This is a genomic window from Ancylobacter sp. (assembly GCF_965229075.1).
Taxonomy (GTDB): Bacteria; Pseudomonadota; Alphaproteobacteria; order Rhizobiales; family Xanthobacteraceae; genus Ancylobacter.
The window spans coordinates 2,380,755-2,396,741 of sequence record NZ_CBDDIO010000002.1; the positions used below are offsets into that span (position 1 = coordinate 2,380,755).

Annotated in this window: 19 protein-coding genes; 5 read left to right on the forward strand and 14 right to left on the reverse strand. The window is 63.8% G+C overall.

The window, feature by feature from the left end:
• Positions 1-306: 306 nt before the first annotated feature.
• Both ACO07Z_RS17185 and ACO07Z_RS17190 read left to right on the forward strand, forming a co-directional pair.
• Positions 307-1,377: a hypothetical protein gene (locus ACO07Z_RS17185; protein WP_421699811.1), complete on the forward strand. Its 1,071-nt coding sequence runs from the start codon at positions 307-309 to the stop codon at positions 1,375-1,377.
• A gap of 181 nt (positions 1,378-1,558) precedes the next feature.
• Complete coding sequence (locus ACO07Z_RS17190) at positions 1,559-3,028, forward strand: hypothetical protein (protein ID WP_421699812.1); 1,470 nt, start codon at positions 1,559-1,561, stop codon at positions 3,026-3,028.
• Between the two features lie 476 nt (positions 3,029-3,504).
• On the opposite strand, the gene ACO07Z_RS17195 is transcribed toward ACO07Z_RS17190, so the two are convergent.
• The 13 genes from ACO07Z_RS17195 to ACO07Z_RS17255 form a co-directional block, all read right to left on the reverse strand.
• Positions 3,505-3,951: a CopG family transcriptional regulator gene (locus tag ACO07Z_RS17195; RefSeq protein ID WP_421699813.1), complete on the reverse strand. Its 447-nt coding sequence runs from the start codon at positions 3,949-3,951 to the stop codon at positions 3,505-3,507.
• Positions 3,952-3,956: 5 nt separating this feature from the next.
• Entirely contained in the window at positions 3,957-5,948 is a 1,992-nt protein-coding gene (locus tag ACO07Z_RS17200) for a conjugal transfer protein TraG (RefSeq protein WP_421699814.1), read from the reverse strand.
• A gap of 21 nt (positions 5,949-5,969) precedes the next feature.
• On the reverse strand, positions 5,970-7,709 hold the full coding sequence (locus ACO07Z_RS17205; RefSeq protein ID WP_421699815.1) for a relaxase/mobilization nuclease domain-containing protein: 1,740 nt from the start codon (positions 7,707-7,709) through the stop codon (positions 5,970-5,972).
• A 243-nt stretch (positions 7,710-7,952) separates the two neighbouring features.
• The gene (locus ACO07Z_RS17210) at positions 7,953-8,615 is read right to left on the reverse strand and encodes a lytic transglycosylase domain-containing protein (protein ID WP_421699816.1); all 663 of its coding nucleotides are present in this window, start codon (positions 8,613-8,615) and stop codon (positions 7,953-7,955) included.
• Between the two features lies 1 nt (position 8,616).
• Positions 8,617-9,162, reverse strand: coding sequence for a S26 family signal peptidase (locus ACO07Z_RS17215; RefSeq protein WP_421699817.1), 546 nt, complete (start codon positions 9,160-9,162; stop codon positions 8,617-8,619).
• Positions 9,159-9,680 (reverse strand): DUF2840 domain-containing protein, encoded by a 522-nt coding sequence (locus tag ACO07Z_RS17220; protein WP_421699818.1) that lies wholly within the window; start codon positions 9,678-9,680, stop codon positions 9,159-9,161. Before ACO07Z_RS17220 ends, ACO07Z_RS17215 begins: the two co-directional genes overlap by 4 nt.
• Entirely contained in the window at positions 9,677-9,928 is a 252-nt protein-coding gene (locus ACO07Z_RS17225) for a hypothetical protein (RefSeq protein WP_421699819.1), read from the reverse strand. Before ACO07Z_RS17225 ends, ACO07Z_RS17220 begins: the two co-directional genes overlap by 4 nt.
• The gene (parA, locus tag ACO07Z_RS17230) at positions 9,925-10,578 is read right to left on the reverse strand and encodes a ParA family partition ATPase (RefSeq protein ID WP_421699820.1); all 654 of its coding nucleotides are present in this window, start codon (positions 10,576-10,578) and stop codon (positions 9,925-9,927) included. The genes ACO07Z_RS17225 and parA overlap by 4 nt, the downstream gene beginning before the upstream one ends.
• Positions 10,575-11,684 carry a replication initiator protein A gene (locus tag ACO07Z_RS17235; protein WP_421699821.1) on the reverse strand — a complete coding sequence of 370 codons (1,110 nt, stop codon included), beginning with the start codon at positions 11,682-11,684 and terminating at the stop codon, positions 10,575-10,577. The genes parA and ACO07Z_RS17235 overlap by 4 nt, the downstream gene beginning before the upstream one ends.
• 11 nt (positions 11,685-11,695) lie before the next feature.
• Complete coding sequence (locus ACO07Z_RS17240; protein ID WP_421699822.1) at positions 11,696-11,977, reverse strand: helix-turn-helix transcriptional regulator; 282 nt, start codon at positions 11,975-11,977, stop codon at positions 11,696-11,698.
• 119 nt (positions 11,978-12,096) lie between these two features.
• Positions 12,097-12,480 (reverse strand): DUF2285 domain-containing protein, encoded by a 384-nt coding sequence (locus tag ACO07Z_RS17245; protein WP_421699823.1) that lies wholly within the window; start codon positions 12,478-12,480, stop codon positions 12,097-12,099.
• Between the two features lie 181 nt (positions 12,481-12,661).
• Positions 12,662-12,877, reverse strand: coding sequence for a transcriptional regulator domain-containing protein (locus tag ACO07Z_RS17250; protein WP_421699824.1), 216 nt, complete (start codon positions 12,875-12,877; stop codon positions 12,662-12,664).
• Positions 12,878-12,984: 107 nt separating this feature from the next.
• A complete protein-coding gene (locus ACO07Z_RS17255) occupies positions 12,985-13,245 on the reverse strand; it encodes a DNA -binding domain-containing protein (protein WP_421699825.1) in 261 nt (86 codons plus the stop codon).
• 262 nt (positions 13,246-13,507) lie between these two features.
• On the opposite strand from ACO07Z_RS17255, the gene ACO07Z_RS17260 reads away from it, so the two are divergent.
• From ACO07Z_RS17260 to ACO07Z_RS17270, 3 genes are all read left to right on the forward strand, one after another.
• Positions 13,508-13,888, forward strand: a complete 381-nt coding sequence (locus ACO07Z_RS17260; RefSeq protein ID WP_421699826.1) for an antitoxin Xre-like helix-turn-helix domain-containing protein — start codon at positions 13,508-13,510, stop codon at positions 13,886-13,888.
• Positions 13,848-14,615 (forward strand): RES family NAD+ phosphorylase, encoded by a 768-nt coding sequence (locus tag ACO07Z_RS17265; RefSeq protein ID WP_421699827.1) that lies wholly within the window; start codon positions 13,848-13,850, stop codon positions 14,613-14,615. The genes ACO07Z_RS17260 and ACO07Z_RS17265 overlap by 41 nt, the downstream gene beginning before the upstream one ends.
• Positions 14,616-14,951: 336 nt before the next feature.
• Complete coding sequence (locus ACO07Z_RS17270) at positions 14,952-15,170, forward strand: helix-turn-helix domain-containing protein (protein ID WP_013167646.1); 219 nt, start codon at positions 14,952-14,954, stop codon at positions 15,168-15,170.
• Positions 15,171-15,225: 55 nt separating this feature from the next.
• On the opposite strand, the gene ACO07Z_RS17275 is transcribed toward ACO07Z_RS17270, so the two are convergent.
• Positions 15,226-15,552 (reverse strand): DUF736 domain-containing protein, encoded by a 327-nt coding sequence (locus ACO07Z_RS17275; protein WP_421699828.1) that lies wholly within the window; start codon positions 15,550-15,552, stop codon positions 15,226-15,228.
• Positions 15,553-15,987 lie beyond the last annotated feature (435 nt).

Genomic DNA, 15,987 nt, shown 5'->3' on the forward strand with positions numbered 1-15,987 from the left:
CTGTCCGACCTGTTATGGGGAAGCGAAAGGTATGGTTTCGGGCGGGCCGACAACGTCAGCTTCGCGCAAAGGTGCCTATATGCCGCGCCTCACTCATGTCCGCTTTTGGGCCTCGCCCGTTACCAGATCAATGACCGAGTTGGGGGCGCAACGCTGACCGTCAGCAATCGGGTAGCGAAAAGGCTGCATGTCGCACTTTGGTTGCGATGTCTGTATGTGGTAGTATTTGCGCCATTATGTAACGCCTAACCCACGACATATGGATTAGATAGGCGACCGTGACAGCCTTCGCGCGAGGGAGTTGTAATGGCTGAAGAGTTCGACATTCCTGACGAAGCGCGGGCAGTTAAGGCATGGTTTTCAGAGCATCCTCGCAAGGTAGTTCCCGAAATTCTCGCGTGGATAAAGGCCGGGAACTGGCCGCATCTTTGGCGAGGGCATACGCACACGCAGCCGCCCACCGATGCCTATCCTTTGTACGTTGGCGAATTCGACCTCGCGGATAAGCTACTGAGCAAACGACATTTTGCGCCCTGTCCGTGCTGCAGCCCGAACCATGCCAAATACGGGAGAGGCGGCAAGGTGGCGTGGTTTCCAGCAGAACAGGTCATTCGACTGATCGGGCCACGCTGCTTCGCCTCGCTGAATGCAGACGCGCATGCCCAGGCTGAAGCGACATTTCGCCGAGAGAAGCGGGCAGCCGAAGACACGGCCTATCTGTTGGCAAACCTCGATAAGATCGGCCCAACGGTCTACGTTTTCGAGGAGCTGGTTGGGCTTGCCGAGGCAATCGACCAGCTGCGGCTATGGCTGGTATCCGAGGGGCGAGCGGCGACGCAGTCTGTCTGGCAACACTCCCGCGGCGGATTGCTTCACACCGTTGTGTCGCGGGAGGAGGTTCGTCGGCTTCCTAACGGTGACCACCACACCGTCAAGGTGGAGGATTTGAAGCGCTACGCTGAAGTCGCCGGTATGAAGCTGTTCGACCCGAAGCCGAAGCCGCTAATGCCGCGGGTGTCGGGAGCGCTGAAACGACTCAAGGATCTCGAGGTCGTCTACGTCGCGGAGGCGCTCGAGGATATGGATGACGAGGACAAGAACAGCCTGGCGCGGCGGGTAGGTCGCGCCATGAGGGGTGCCGCGGACATTCGAGATGAACTGGCCGATATCAAACTTGGATACAGCACTCAGACACTCGCGACGCTGCGGACGTGGGGGCAACGTCCTGATGCGCCGACGCGCTTCTACGTCCGCCGAACCGACGGTCGTTTGTCGATCGGGCGTGACGAAGGAACAGCGGCGACATTCAACCTCCATTTTCGGATTGACGGCCGGGTAGGGGAGATTCCGCGGCTCTCTGCGGCAATTCCGGAATGATGGCGACATGCAGGTTGGGCGAGTATGGTTCGAAGACGGAAATCGAGCCGCACTCAACCGGCTTGTGACGCCAATGGCAATCGGCGTCGATGGTTTGAAAACGTTGACAATTGAGAACTGCCCCTCAGATGATAAGCCAAATAAAGCGTGAAATGAGAACGGATGGGGCAGGAGGCGTTAAGTGGGGCATTTTTTTAGTGATGTTTTCGGCGTTTCCGAGGATGATGTTGACGAATACGGGGCGTTCAACGTATCTCTGATCAACGATCTTCCCTTGTTCATTGATCCATTTTTGCTATTCAATAGCGAGAAGCCTGAATATCAGCAGTTACATCAAGATATATTGAATTATATCGTGTTCCTCCGCGACGAGGTCATCGCAGGGCGCGTATCCGCCGACCTGAGGGAAGCCTGGTTCATGTTTCCGGAGGTTAAGCAAAACTGGCTGGGATTCTCGCTCATCGGTAACGGTGGTTCGGGACTCGGTCGAAAGTTTGCTGAAGCGTTACGCGCGAACCTCGGAAGCCTCTTCGCTGATTTTGGCGACGAGCGCATATCTCATGGAAGTCATATCGAAAAGCTCTGCCTGGTCAGCGATGGCGTCGGTCGAGACAACATCAGCGACTTAACGCTGAACCTCATATTGGATTTTATCTGTAACTACTCACAGTCCTTCGCGCGGGATCATATCGACGCCGGTCTCCGTAAACGCGTATGGATCAATAAGGCAAAATTCAACTATGCCACCAAATCGTGGCAGAGAGCCCAGTATGAGCTGCCATACATCGATGGTGACTTCGTTCTTCTTACGCCGAAAGACATGCTAACGCGCGATGAGAACTGGATTAATCGTGGGGACATGATCCGCCAGTTTGAGGCGATTCCGACCGCGATGACAGATAGGGAGTTGCGCGGCCAGGTCTTCGCCTATTTCGAAAATGTTCTAGCGAAACCGCGGCACCGCGAACCCTCGGCTAAGGAGCGCGCTGAAGCCGCCATCAAAACCTATCTGCGCTTTCCGGATCTCGTCGATTGGTACATCCGGTATAAAGAAGATACCGGCGATGAGGCCGCCGATGCCAGTGCGGATAAGGTGGCGCTGACAAAGTTTCTGTTTGAAGAGCAAGTGAAGTCGATTCAGAAGCAGCTGGCAGCTGAGACTGATTTTTATAAAGTAGGAGCCTCAACGTATGACGAGACCCACAAACGGCTCTCGTTTTTCAAGGATGTGATTGAAAACAAAGGCGGCCACCGTATCTTCTGGCACAATGGCGAAGCCGTCCAGCGCGAAAGCGACCTGCAAATACTTTGCAAGTTCATCTGGTACGGGTCTCCCTCCGACGCCAGTGCAGAGGTCAATGATGGGCGCGGGCCGGTTGATTTCAAGATCAGCCGTGGAGGGCGGGACAAAACGCTTATTGAGATGAAGTTGGCCAAGAATACCAAACTCAGACAAAACCTTGAAAGCCAGCTCCCGGTTTACCTCGCAGCGAGCAGTGCAAAGCATGGTGTTAAGGTGATAATATACTTCAGTCTTTCGGAAAAGGCCAGGGTTGATGGCATTCTGAAAGATCTCAAGATCGCAGGTCACCGCGACATCGTTTTGATAGACGCTCGAAATGACAATAAGCCCTCGGGATCGAAGGCATGAACAGCGACTCGGCTGCTCTTAACTCCGGAAGGCGCTTTTTCCCGTCGAGATCAGGGCGAGTATGATCATGACGACCCCCGACGTCTGCCCGACAATCCGCGCTGCGCTCGGTGAACTGCCGAACACGGCTCGGGCGGAATGTCCCACCACGAGGTAGACAAGACCGCAGTTGACCGTGTGATAGCGCCGAGCACGGTCAGTTGCAGTGACAGTGGCCAGTCCGAGCTGGCTGACGTGAACTGCGGCAGGAGCGAGAAAGAACAGCAGAGCCTTGGGGTTAAGACCGCTGATATAGAACCCGCAAAGCATCCATCCCTCTGCGCCATTTAGGATCGAAATCAGCTTCGTGCCGGACGTCTGAGACGCGTAACCCATTAAATGACGGCTTTCGGGCGTGACCAACGGCTCGGCGAACGACCGGGTTGGAGGGCGCAAAGCGGACGTCGCTGAAAGGGCAGTCGAGGGGCAGGTATGGCTCAACTCCGGATGCCCCCGTCATTCTCCGATCCCGCAACATCCTCCACGATCTCCTGCCGCAGCTGCGGCCCCTTGGCGAGGCGATGGCCGAGCGCGCGGGTGAAGGCTGCGTAGCGATCGGAGAGCTTAGCCCGCGCGGCCTGGGCTGCGGGTTCGGGCAGCGCGGGGGTGGTGGCGAGCCAGAAGCGGATGAAGGTGGCGAAGGCCTCGGTCGAGATGCCGAGATCCCGCTCCAGCCGCGCGAGACGGCGATCGATCTGACCGAGGCGCCGGGCAAGAGCGGCCTCTTGACGCTCGGCGCTGTCGGGCGACAGGAAGGAGGCGATTGCGGCCTGAGCGATCAGGGACATGGACTGGTCGCGCTGGGCGGCGTATTGCGCCAACATGTCCATGAGGTCGGGCTCGAGGTAGACCGAGATCTGCGCTTTCTTCGTGCGACCTGCCATGGCGATCAAAGCTCCATACCGTCATTGGGATTGAGGCTGACCTGTCGGGCGACGCCTTGCATCAGTCCGGTCATGCGCCGGTTCCGGGTGGCGACGTCCTCCATCTCGTCGTCGCGATCCGTGTCAAACTCGAACTCATTCTCGATGGGTTGGCTTTTCTCGACCGGTTCCACGCGGCTGAGCTCCGGCTGAAGCCGGTGCTCGGAGCCGGTCGGGTCATCGTCTCGACCTTCGTCCGCGGTGCTCCCGGCCGTGCTCTCCTGTGGCCTTGGCAACGGCAGAGCGGTCCAGTCATCGTGTTGGGCAGCGAGGCCACGAGAGGGCGTTGGCGGCGGCAAGAGTCGATCCCGGAAGCGCACGTCCTCATAGTAGCGGGCCTTCTTTGCCCGGATCGGCGGGGTGCCAGCGATCATGACGATCTCGTCCGTGGGCGGCAGCTGCATGACCTCGCCGGGGGTGAGCAAAGGGCGGGCGGTCTCCGAGCGCGAGACCATGAGATGGCCGAGCCACGGCGAGAGCCGGTGGCCGGCATAATTCTTCATCGCCTTCATCTCGGTGGCGGTGCCGAGCGCATCGGAGACGCGCTTGGCGGTGCGCTCGTCGTTCGTGGCGAAGCTCACGCGGACATGGCAGTTGTCGAGGATCGAGTTGTTTGGCCCATAGGCCTTCTCGATCTGGTTCAGAGACTGGGCGATGAGGAAGGCTTTCAGGCCATAGCCGGCCATGAAGGCGAGCGCCGATTCAAAGAAGTCGAGCCGGCCGAGCGCGGGGAACTCGTCGAGCATGAGCAGCAGACGATGGCGCCCACCCTTCGCCTGCAGGTCTTCCGTGAGGCGCCGACCGATCTGGTTGAGGAGCAGGCGGATCAGCGGCTTGGTGCGGTTGATGTCAGAGGGCGGCACCACGAGATAGAGAGTCGATGGAGCCTTGCCGCCGACGATATCGGCGATGCGCCAGTCGCAGCGCCGCGTCACCTCGGCGATCACCGGATCGCGGTACAGGCCGAGGAAGGACATGGCGGTGGAGAGCACGCCCGAGCGCTCATTGTCGGATTTGTTCAGCAACTCACGGGCGGCGCTGGCGATGACGGGATGCGGGCCAGCCTCGCCGAGATGCCCGGTCTTCATCATGGCGTCGAGCGTCGTCTCGATCGGCCGCTTCGGATCGGAGAGGAAGGCGGCGACGCCGGCGAGCGTCTTGTCCGTCTCGGCATAGAGAACGTGGAGGATGGCACCGACAAGCAGCGCGTGGCTGGTCTTCTCCCAGTGGTTTCGCTTTTCCAGCGAGCCTTCGGGATCGACGAGAATGTCGGCGATGTTCTGGACGTCGCGGACTTCCCATTCGCCGCGGCGCACTTCCAGCAGCGGATTATAGGCGGCGGACTTGGCGTTGGTCGGATCGAACAGCAGCACGCGGCCATGCCGGGCGCGGAAGCCGGCAGTGAGCTGCCAGTTCTCGCCCTTGATGTCATGGACGATTGCCGATCCCGGCCAGGTCAGCAGCGAGGGCACCACCAGGCCGACGCCCTTGCCGGACCGGGTTGGCGCGAAGCACAGCACATGCTCGGGCCCGTCATGGCGCAGATAGGCACAGTCGAAGCGGCCTAGCACGACGCCATCCGTACCGAGCAGGCCGGCGGCCCGGACTTCCTCCCTTTCGGCCCAGCGCGCTGAACCATAGGTCTCGACTTTTGAGGCCTCGCGGGCCCGCCAGACCGACAGGGCAATGGCGACCGCGATGGAGAGGAAGCCGCCAGAGGCGGCGATCAACGCGCCCCGGAAGAACACGTCCGGTGCATAGGCGTCGAAAAAGTACCACCACCAGAAGAAGGCCGGCGGATAGTAGACGGGCAGCCCGAGAAGCGCGAACCACGGCGCGCCGAGCTGCGCCTGATAGCCGAGGCTCCAGGCCACATATTGTGTTGCGCCCCAGATGGCTGCCAGCACGATGAGCAGCACGGTGAGGATCTGCCCCCAGAGGATTTTCGTCGCCGACATGGTGATGATCCTTCTCTGCGGTCAGAGGCCGAGGCCGCGCTTGCGGCCGAAGCTCCAGTCGACGCCGCCATCCTCACGGGCGACGCCGGAGACATGCTTGCCGAGTTGGCGTTCTAAAGAGGGTGACCAGGGCACGAGCTGGAAGCCGAGCCCGTCGTCGAGCATGGCGAAGCGGCCGGAGGCGAGCACCAGGCGCTGGCGATACGTGCCGGCGGCATACTCGCCGGTGCCGGCCTTGTTGAACGGCAGGCCAGTCTCGGCGGCGAGCTTCTCCCCCACAGCATCCAGTTCGCGGCGGCGGAGCGTCTCGATGAGGTTGCGGGCAAAGACGACACGCCGTCCCTGCCGCTCGGCCAGCCCCTCGCGGATGAGATGCTCGGCGCGTCGGTCGAGTGCCTGGCTCACCTCCGCGCCGAAGCCTCCGTCCGAAAGAGCAACGGGGTCACGCGCAATGGCCTGCCGGTCGAGCCAGGTGGCGCCGGTAGCGGTCACCTGATGGGCGATATCCAGATCGGAGCGCACGGCGAGCGCGACACGCCGCTTGCCGTGGGCATCGTCGAACGTCCTAAGTTCGACGATGGAGCCGGCCGCGCCGTCACCGGCGGCATCGAGATCTGGCAGCCGGATGTGATGGGAGCGCCCGTCCACGCCATCGACGATGGCATAGGCAGAGCCGTGGAGCTCATCATCGAGGCCGCGCGCGACCAGCCGGCCGATCACCGGCACGTCGAGGCTATCGGCGGCAAGGACGTAGCTGGCCGTGCAGCGCTCAATACCGCGTTCGGTCAGGGCGCGGTGCATGCGCTTGATAATGTCGCCGCGCTCCCCCAGCCCGCGCAGAGTGGCTTCCGCTTCCGGCTCAATCACCCATTGCGCGTTGCCGATCTCAGTGGCGAGGCCGAGCGCTTCGAGCCTTCTCAGACGCCCGATCTTCAACGCATGGTGGTAGTCCGGCTGCCGGCCGAGAACCGGCGCCATGTCGATGATGCCGCTCTCGCGGGTCTCGCGGAGAAGCTGGCGGTCGAGCTCGGTCCAGCGTTCAGCCTCGATCTGGCGTTCCAAACTCCGGCGGATATCGAGCTCGGTGCGGGGGCCGAGTTCCTGGGTGATCAGGTCACGGGCGCGATCGCGCATGCCCTTCTTGATGTAGTCGCGGGAGATCACGAGATCCTGGCCATCGTCGCGGCGGCCGCGCACGATCAGATGCACATGGGGATGCTCGGTGTTCCAGTGATCGACGGCGACCCAGTCGAGCCCGGTGCCGTGGTCCTTCTCCATCTGCCGGGTGAGGTCACGGGTGAAGGCCTGCAGGTCCTCCATCTCCAGGGCGTCGTCAGGCGAGACGATGAAGCGGAAATGGTGCCGGTCCTCGCGGCAGCGCTCGGTGAAGGCGTCGACATCCACGCTGTAGCTCTCGGGACCGAATAGCCGCGCTTTCTTCCCGTCGCGAGTGACGCCCTCGCGGCGAAGATAGGTGAGGTGCTGACTGAGGGAGCCCGCGCGGGCCGTGTGTCGGACGACGCGGGCCTTCACCACGGCGCCGCGTGAGCGTGGCGTGATCCGGCGGCTGGCCTGAAGGCTGGCGACCTGTCCGCTTCCGAAACGCGAGCGGTTGCTGGAGGCGATCTTGCCGGAGCGAGAGACGCCGCCGCCGGCCTTGCGGGCCGCAACGAGCGCCTGGGCGATGAAGGGCCGCGCCTGCTGGGCGCGCGTCGAGCGGATGCGGCCGGGACGGACGCGGAACTTGCGTTCATCGCTCATGGCGAAACCTCGCAATGTGCGAAGAAGCCTTGATGCGCCGTCCTTTGCGGCACGCGCGCACCTTGTGCTTCGGCTCTATAAGGTGCCGAGGACGCGGAAAACATCTGCAAAAACAACAGCCCGACCGCCGCGCACTGTGCGCCCTTTTATCCTGCCCTCGCGCGGTCGTGGTCGCAGTCCTGCGCCTCCTTGCTCGCCACGGAACGCCAGAGCCCGACAGGATGCGAAAGTGGGTCAGCCTGCTCATGGCGCTCTCCGCGATGGCATAGGTGCAACGAACAGCGCGCCCGATCGCGGGGCGAGGAGAGCGGCATCGGCTGGATTGCTGCGCGCAGGCGGCGTGGCGAACAGAGGCGCCTCGCGCCAGCTTTGCGCCATTGGACGCACCGGTCCAGTGGCGCCGGCTGCAGACTCGTTGTCGATGATCGGCGCCAGAGCCGCGATGTAAATGCGCGTATCCGGCGGCAACGGCGTGCCGGAAAGCGACGCTTCGTAGCGCGCAGGCCCGGCATTGTAGGCCGCGACCATGGCGCGGATGCTGCCATAGCGGTCATGGAGCTGGCGCAGATAGGCCGCGCCGGCGAGGATGTTGTCACGCGGGTCGAACGGATCGGCGCCGAGACCATAGTGGACGCGAAGCTCGTCCCAGGTCGCGGGCATGATCTGCATCAGCCCCATGGCACCGGCGGGTGAGACTGCGCGGGGATCGGCGCTGCTCTCGGCCCGCAGCACCGCACGGATCCAGTTGGCCGGAAGCTCGAAGCGCTGCGCGGCTTCGTCGATAAAGGCGGCGTAGGACGTGACGGCGTGCGCCTCAGTCGGCGACATGGTCTGCGCGGTGACAGAGCAAGCCGACGCACCGCCGATCAGCAGTCCGGATGCGAGAAAGAGCACAGAGCGATGCATGTCAGCGCACCGCCGCGCGCCAGACGAAGTCACTGTTGCCGGCTTCATCCGTGAGGAGTGGCATCGCACGACCGATGACGGTGCCGTCTGAAATCGGCCCGAAATACCGTCCGTCGAGACTGTCGCCGACGTCCGGGTTCATTAGGAACAAATGACCGGGCTCGATACGCCGGCAGCCCTGCCAGACCGGCAGATCGCGCCCCATGCGGTCTCGCGGCAGCGCGTCGCCAAGCGGTACGCCATCGACGGTGATGGCGTTGCCGAGACGACAGACATCCTGTCCCGGAAGCCCCATCACGCGCTTCAGCAGAGGCGTGCCTTCGCCGATATAGCCGCGCCCGATGAGGAACGCGGCGAGCGGCGGTGGCGGCATCACCGCGACCAGATCGGTGATCTCGAGAGCATCCGCCGGCTCGACCGAGTAGAGCCCGACAGGAACGCTCGCCGAGACGTTCCAGATCAGCTTGAGCGGCGTCGGCAGCGAGGCGGCATAGGCCACACCGACGCTGGCGACCGTCGTCATGATCACATAGGGGGCGCGGCTCATTGTCCGCACTCCCGCCGCTTCAGCCACACCTGATGGCGCTCGATCGTGTAGGCGCGCGGCTCGAATCCGACGCTGGTGCGGTGGGCGACATGCGCCCAATGGTCAGGGGCGACGGTCCCCGCATCGATGCCGATCGCCTCGATGGCGTCGATGTGCTGAAGGATTTTCTCGACCTTCGGCCAGCCATCGACCCGCAGCAGGATCTCGCCACCGGGCCGCACGAAGGGCAGCGTCTGGTAGCTCTCGCCTGGCGCCACGCAGCGCACGATGTCGAGGCGGGAGGCCACGGTGCCGAAGTCGTTCGATGCCCATCGGACAAAGGCGAAGATGCAGCCGGGGGGGAAAGACAGTATGCGCCGGCGGCGATCCAATAGCTGCTCATGCGCGTGATGGCCAAAGCGGATCCAGTTCTCGATGCGCTTCTCGATATGGGTCAGCTCGACATGGGTCATGGCATCGGACGGGGGAACAGGTGCGAATGCCGTGCTTGCCGGACGGGGCGCAAACGCCGCGCTCATGGCTGGTCTCCAGATTGGGGAGGGAATTCACGGGCGAGGAGGTCGCGCAGCATCTCGGCGACGGTGACGCCACGCCGGAAGGCGGCAACCTTGATCCGCCCGCGCAGGTCGAGCGTCACATCGATGGTGAGGCGCGCGGTGAACGCGGCGCCGGGGCGGCGGTCGGTCGAGACATCGGCTGCCTTGATCCAGTGCTCGGGATCGGCAGGTCGAGAGGCGAAGTCCCGGCGGATCGGGCGTTCGCTCATGGCGCGAGCCTCCCGAGGTCGAGGCCATTGATCTCGGCGCAGAGCGCGGCAATCTCGCGCGTGGCTGGCCCGGCATCGTCACGCTCGAAGACGAGACGCCCGGATTGTGCGGCCGCCGCAAAGGCGATGCGCTGACCGATGGTGCTGGCGAGCACCGGGGGATCGTGATGGGCCAGCGTCCGCGCCGTCTCACGGGCGAGAACGGTGCGTGCGCCGCAGCGGTTCAGGACGAACCGGACCAATATCTGCGGGCGGTAGATCCGCGCCTCGCGGATCAGCGCCAGCATCTCGGCCGATGCCCAGCCATCAAATGGCGAAGGCTGCACCGGGATCAGCACCAGATCGGCGGCGAGCAGCGCCGAGCGCATCAGTCCGGCGACGCGGGGTGGTCCATCGATGACGGTATGATCGGCGTCACGCGCGAGCTCGGGCGCCTCCCGGTGCAGCGTGTCGCGGGCGAGGCCGACGACGCCGAACTGCCGCGGCAGGCCCTCGCGGCTGCGCTGCTGCGACCAGTCGAGGCTGGAGCCCTGCGGATCGGCGTCGATCAGCGAGATCCGCTGTCCCTGCCGGGCCCATTGCCCGGCGAGATGCAGCGCCAGGGTCGTCTTGCCGACCCCGCCTTTCTGGTTGAGGAGCGCGATGATCATCGATGCCCCCTCGAGCGAGGGGGCATCTGTAAGACGCTGTCAGGCGGCGTCTTTCCCGGCCACTTCGCCCCCAGTCGGGGCTGATCGACGGCGCTCGCAAAAGCGCTCGCGCGCGTCTTAAGGTTAGATTCTGGGTTAGACTCTAAGTTAAGGGCGCCATTTCCTGATGCAGGACAGGGAGTTAAGGCCTGTTTGGGTTCCTGATAGCACGAGGCGCCGGTTCCCGATGGCACGATAGTCCGGGTTCCCGATAGCACGAGGCTATCCACAGGCTGTCCACAGGGCGCGGCAGGCTCGAAGGCCAGCAGCAGCCGGCCGCTGACCTCGACCTCAACGGACAGCATGTAGCCGGGAAGTGGCTGGCGCCGGATCAAATCCCTGAGCTCAAAGGCGAAGCGCTTGAACGGCGACAGGCTGCCCGACTTCTGGTGCAGGTGCCGGAAATCGAAACGCCACCCATCCTGCTGTCGCCCGCCATGCTTGCGCACCAGCCGGTAGAGCCAGCGTTCCAGCCCGCCCGTCAGCCCGAAATAGGCGCGGTCGATGGTGAGCACGAGGGCGTCGTCGAGTACGGCACGGTAGAACCAGTCCGGCAGGATGAGGTCCACGCCATCGGGCCGGCCGTTGCGGTCGGTGCGCTCCTGCCATTCATTGATCCAGGAGAAGCGGTGCCGGCGTCCCTCTGCCGGCTGGCGGATGGTGGCCGAGACCGTCGTGGATTGGAGACGGTCGAGCGCGGCCTTGAGGCGCTGATAATCCCGCAGCGAGGTGCCGCGCCCGACAAAGGTGAGGATCTCATAAGGCGTCGCCGCCATCAGGCGCGAGGTGCGCAGCCCCGCGTCGCGCGCTTCAACGATCTGGCTCGCCGCCCAGATGAGAATGTCGGCATCCCAGATCGTCGCCATGCCGTGATCGGGCACGGCCTCGACCCGGATGGCGATGCTGCCGGTCCGGAAATCGATCGGCGCAACGCGCGGCGTCTTGGAGAGGGAAAAGAAGGGATAGGCCATGAGATCCTGCGCATCTCGTGGCGCGAAGTCCCCCGGCAGGGCGCGGAACAGATCAAGCTGTCCGCGCTCCGAGAGGCTGTGATGCCGCGCCGCCATGGGTAGTGCGTTCAGCGCGCGGCGCGGCCGGCGAACGAGCCGGCGGCAAGCGTATGGCGCTTGGCAGGCAGGACGGTGCCGCGCGGATCGGAGGTCGAGGTTACCGTGCCGCGGTCGGTCCAGGCCTGCAGATCGTCGATGGAATAGACGACGCGTCCGCCCAGCTTGCGATAGGCGGGACCGGTGCCATAGGTGCGGTGCTTCTCAAGCGTGCGGGCCGACAGGCTGAGGAACGTGGCGGCTTCCTTGGTGCGCAGGTAGCGCGGCGGGAGGGAAGCGAGATCGGGTCGCATGGAGCGGGCCTCCGAGGGTGTGGCGGGAGCCGCCGGAGTGCGGCGGCGGACGGTGACCACGGTGGCGGAGGAGGAATATCGGGAGGGATGGGGAAGATTGGGGGGCTAGAATCCCCACCCTAGCGGGGCGAAGTGCAGCGGCGGCGGCGATGCAACAGCTTGCGATAGTCGCTCTCGATCATCCGGCTCGCATCCTCGACGAGCGCGATGACCGTGTCGCGCAGGGACGACGTCTTCCAGGGCGCCGCCGCGACACGAACGGCACCGAACAGTACGGTGGCGATCTCACGATAGGTCGCGCCTGCGCGCCGAGCGTCCCCTGCCTGAAGCATGCAGCGCAGGCGTTGACGCTGCTGGAGCGTGATCCGCCGATCCGGCGGCATAGATCGAGTCCGCATATGGGCAGACAGCCGCATCAGAGCCTCGATCCGATCGGGGAGGTGTGCGTCCATCAGCACGAGAGCACAAAGGGATGGATCGAGGCGATGGCCTTCTGGCAGCATGACGGTGATCGCGTCGCGGCCCCCGCCGACGACCGCACAAATGGATGCATGCTGGTGATGTCCCGTGCATTGGGGTGTATTACCAGTGGTCGAGGGGGCACAGGCAATGTCGCACGGCGCGACAAGTGCGATCAGGCCGGGGTCTGTTTCCAGTTCCCAGATGACGGAAGCGCCTCGGGCATCATAGGCGGGGTCGATTGGGAAATCGCAGGCCCCAGCGGGCTCGGATGAGCGCCGCGAGGGTCTCTTTCTCAGAAGGAGCGGCTGCACCGAACGCGACGTAGTCCTGCCGATACGCCTCGTTGCGCCGTAGCCATTCCCAAGCGAGTTGTGGGGGCGAGAGAGTGTCCACGAAGGCGTAAGCTTCTGAGGACTGCCAGACCGATTCCAAGGCCATCTGGATCCCTTTCGAGAGGACCGCGATATGCCAGACGATCTCGTCTCAGGGGAACTTCGGGAAGAAACGCCGAAGACATGGCCTGATGCCCGATCGGCATCACCCGATCATTCGCAGTGTCGAGGCAGAAATTGCTGATATCCTTGTGTCGACATCCAGCGCGCCCGGGCCAGATGGGTCGCATAGACGTTTCGTGCGCGTTCCGGCGCGGTGAATGGATCCAGGCCGAATAGCCGCGCTACAATCTCCGTCCAGTCGGCCCCCGCCGCTTCGGCATCGAGCAGCCGCAGATACAGCACGGCATGGGCACGATCATAGTCGGTGATGGTCGATGCATCGGGCGGCGCATCGAGGAAGGCTCGGGTCATGGCGGGCGTCGCTCTTCATAGTACGGAGAGAGAGCCTAGAACGACGACTCGGTAAGGTGACAGGCCGTCGAGCGACATCATGTGATGAGGCCCAGGCATCAGGGAAGAGGCGGCACATGAGCGATGACGTCGGCCGTGTCATACCGCCTGACGAAGCGATTTCTACGGGGAAGCTGCGCAGCGGCGCCCTCGCACCTTTGAATTAGTCCTCCTTTCCAAAGAAAGAATTCGGCCCTATTTTATCCAGGGATAGGAGGTTCCAATGCAGGAAGTGGCTTATCGAGATACGCCGGCAGCGGAAGGGACGGTTGTCGCCAAGGCCGTGCTGCGCGCGGCCGATCAACTGGGCGTACCGGCGCGGGCGCTCGGCGGCGTCATCGGCCTGTCCGAACCGACCATCTCGCGGATGAAACGCGGCACCTTCTCGCTGGAGCGGGGTACCAAGCCGTTCGAACTCGCCTTGCTGTTCGTCCGCCTGTTCCGCTCGCTCGACGCCATTGTCGGCGGCGACGAAACCGTGGCGCGTGCCTGGCTGTGGCAGGAGAACAGCGCGCTCGGCGGGAGGCCGATCGACAACATCCAGACCGTGTCAGGGCTCACCCATGCCATCGCCTATCTGGACACACGACGCGCTGTCGTCTGAAGCGAAGCCTTATGAGGGGCGCTGCTGGCGGCTGGTGGAAGCCCAGCATCGGGTGTCGACCCTCCGGCTCGTCGACACGCTGGAAGAGCAGGCGCTTCTGGAAGAACTGCTCGAGGCCACCAAACCGGTCGTCCCGCCGGAGTGCGGGCATCTCGATTATCTCCTGGCGACGCCGTTCCGCTACGACGCACCCTATCCCCACGGATCGCGCTTTCGCCGTGCCGGGCGCACGGCCGGCGTCTATTACGCTGCGGAGGCACCGCGTACGGCGGTCGCGGAGATGGCATTTTACCGGCTGTTGTTCTTCGCGGAATCGCCGGGCACGCCCTGGCCTTCCAATGCCGCAGAGTATACGGCCTTTGCCGCCGAGGTCGCGACCGACCGCTCGATCGACCTGACCATCCCGCCGCTCAATAGCGACCGTGAAAAGTGGACCTGCCTCACTGAGTATGAGGCGACGCAGGCTCTCGCTGACACGGCGCGGGCGGCGTCGATCGATCTCGTCCGCTATTCTTCCGTCCGCGATAGCGCGGGCGGGATTAATGTGGCCATCCTGGCCTGCCGTGCCTTCGCACAAGCGAAGCCGGTGGAGCGCCAGACCTGGCGCATCCGGTTGAGTGCTTCAGGAGTGCAAGCCATTTGCGAGTTCCCGGACCTACGGATCGGTTTTTGCCGCGAGACTTTCGCGGCGGATCCACGCTTGCGAGCGTTCAACTGGGAACGCTGACAGAGGCACGGGAAGCGGTGTTCCCGGTGCCAGCCATCGAATGACGCCTGTGCAGTGCAGGATGGCTCGTACGGCAATTGCTTGGGGATTTCTTGATCTCGCTCGCGAGGCTTCAGTTCTCACGCAGACGATTGTGCGTTTCGAACGTGGCGAGCAGCTACGCTCTTCGACGATTGCTGCTCTGCAAAAGGCGCTGGAAGCGGCCGGCGTCGAATTCATTCCTGAGAATGGCGGCGGGGCCGGCGTTCGTTTCAGCATGCCAAGGCGTAAAGCAGATCAGTGTTTACATATTATAGTTGATAAACTTGGCGCAACGGAATTGCGATCCGTCTGCGCATGGATATGCGCAAGCTGGTCGGACGAAATTTCGCCCGCCTGCGTCAGGCCAAGGACCTGACGCAGGAACAGGTTGCCGAGCGCTCGGGTCTGAGCCAGCAATATCTGAGCGGTCTCGAGCGGGGCCGGCGCAATCCGACGATCATCACGCTCTACGAGCTGGCGCGTGCTCTCGACGTAAGCCATGTCGAGCTCGTCCTTCCGCCTGACGAGAAGTGACGTCCGCCCGGCTGACCCCGGCCGGTGAGGCCGGGGCCGTAATTCGGGCGAGGTCTTAGTCGCTCCGGCGTCCGTTGGGGCGCGACCAGATCAGCGAGAAGCCTTCGCCGTCCTCGTCGTCGAACAGGTTGGCGTAGATCGGAGCGTTGAAGCTCGGATCGTCAAGCTTGAGGCCCAGATAGTCGCGGCCCTCGGTGGAGCGCTTGGACCAGGCGGCCCCGATCTCGGCGCGGCCGACCAGGACCCGGTGGCTGGGGGCGTTCTCGCCGGTGGCGCGGGTGTCGGGGACGATGCGCACGCCCCGGGCCTGCACGCCGAGGGTCACGATGTCGCCGGTGAACTCATTGGTGCCGGTCTTCTTGAAGGTGCCGATGGTGGCCATGTTCCGTCTCCGTCCTGTCTTCTGAGCCCGCACCATTGCGGCCTCTATGGCGATCGGGAGGCCGAAGGCGAGCGACGCCACATCGCCTCGGGGTCCCCGTCGCGCTCGTGCGATGGGGTGAGGATTGCGACCGCAGCCCAGCGGAGGACGGCGCAGGCGCGACTTTGTTGCTTCGCGAGGAATGACGGCGATCCGGGGTCCCCGCGCAGCGCGCGGGGTGGGCGTCGGCAGGGGAAGAAAGTCGGGCCCAGCCGTTGTGGCATAGGCGCTCGAGGCACAGCCGTCCTTCGGCCAGATCAGGCCATTGAAGAGGCCGTTTGGAGCGAGCACGGGCGGATGGATGAGGGGGATGGTTCGGCCTCGCGCCGGATATCGAGAGCCGACCGGCCAGCATCGGCGGACGATGCCCTGAGCTTGGCCAATCTGCGCATTCCC

Coding starts and splice junctions, on each gene's coding strand:
- ACO07Z_RS17225 (WP_421699819.1), bottom strand. CDS start 9,928: ATGAGCGAACGCCCGATCCGCCGGGACTTCGCCTCTCGACCTGCCGAT.
- ACO07Z_RS17255 (WP_421699825.1), bottom strand. CDS start 13,245: ATGACCCGAGCCTTCCTCGATGCGCCGCCCGATGCATCGACCATCACC.
- ACO07Z_RS17240 (WP_421699822.1), bottom strand. CDS start 11,977: ATGCGACCCGATCTCGCTTCCCTCCCGCCGCGCTACCTGCGCACCAAG.
- ACO07Z_RS17220 (WP_421699818.1), bottom strand. CDS start 9,680: ATGAGCGCGGCGTTTGCGCCCCGTCCGGCAAGCACGGCATTCGCACCT.
- ACO07Z_RS17270 (WP_013167646.1), top strand. CDS start 14,952: ATGGATATGCGCAAGCTGGTCGGACGAAATTTCGCCCGCCTGCGTCAG.
- ACO07Z_RS17205 (WP_421699815.1), bottom strand. CDS start 7,709: ATGAGCGATGAACGCAAGTTCCGCGTCCGTCCCGGCCGCATCCGCTCG.
- ACO07Z_RS17250 (WP_421699824.1), bottom strand. CDS start 12,877: ATGGCCTTGGAATCGGTCTGGCAGTCCTCAGAAGCTTACGCCTTCGTG.
- ACO07Z_RS17185 (WP_421699811.1), top strand. CDS start 307: ATGGCTGAAGAGTTCGACATTCCTGACGAAGCGCGGGCAGTTAAGGCA.
- ACO07Z_RS17275 (WP_421699828.1), bottom strand. CDS start 15,552: ATGGCCACCATCGGCACCTTCAAGAAGACCGGCACCAATGAGTTCACC.
- ACO07Z_RS17260 (WP_421699826.1), top strand. CDS start 13,508: ATGCAGGAAGTGGCTTATCGAGATACGCCGGCAGCGGAAGGGACGGTT.
- ACO07Z_RS17215 (WP_421699817.1), bottom strand. CDS start 9,162: ATGAGCCGCGCCCCCTATGTGATCATGACGACGGTCGCCAGCGTCGGT.
- parA (WP_421699820.1), bottom strand. CDS start 10,578: ATGATCATCGCGCTCCTCAACCAGAAAGGCGGGGTCGGCAAGACGACC.
- ACO07Z_RS17235 (WP_421699821.1), bottom strand. CDS start 11,684: ATGGCGGCGCGGCATCACAGCCTCTCGGAGCGCGGACAGCTTGATCTG.
- ACO07Z_RS17245 (WP_421699823.1), bottom strand. CDS start 12,480: ATGCTGCCAGAAGGCCATCGCCTCGATCCATCCCTTTGTGCTCTCGTG.
- ACO07Z_RS17265 (WP_421699827.1), top strand. CDS start 13,848: ATGCCATCGCCTATCTGGACACACGACGCGCTGTCGTCTGAAGCGAAG.
- ACO07Z_RS17200 (WP_421699814.1), bottom strand. CDS start 5,948: ATGTCGGCGACGAAAATCCTCTGGGGGCAGATCCTCACCGTGCTGCTC.
- ACO07Z_RS17195 (WP_421699813.1), bottom strand. CDS start 3,951: ATGGCAGGTCGCACGAAGAAAGCGCAGATCTCGGTCTACCTCGAGCCC.
- ACO07Z_RS17210 (WP_421699816.1), bottom strand. CDS start 8,615: ATGCATCGCTCTGTGCTCTTTCTCGCATCCGGACTGCTGATCGGCGGT.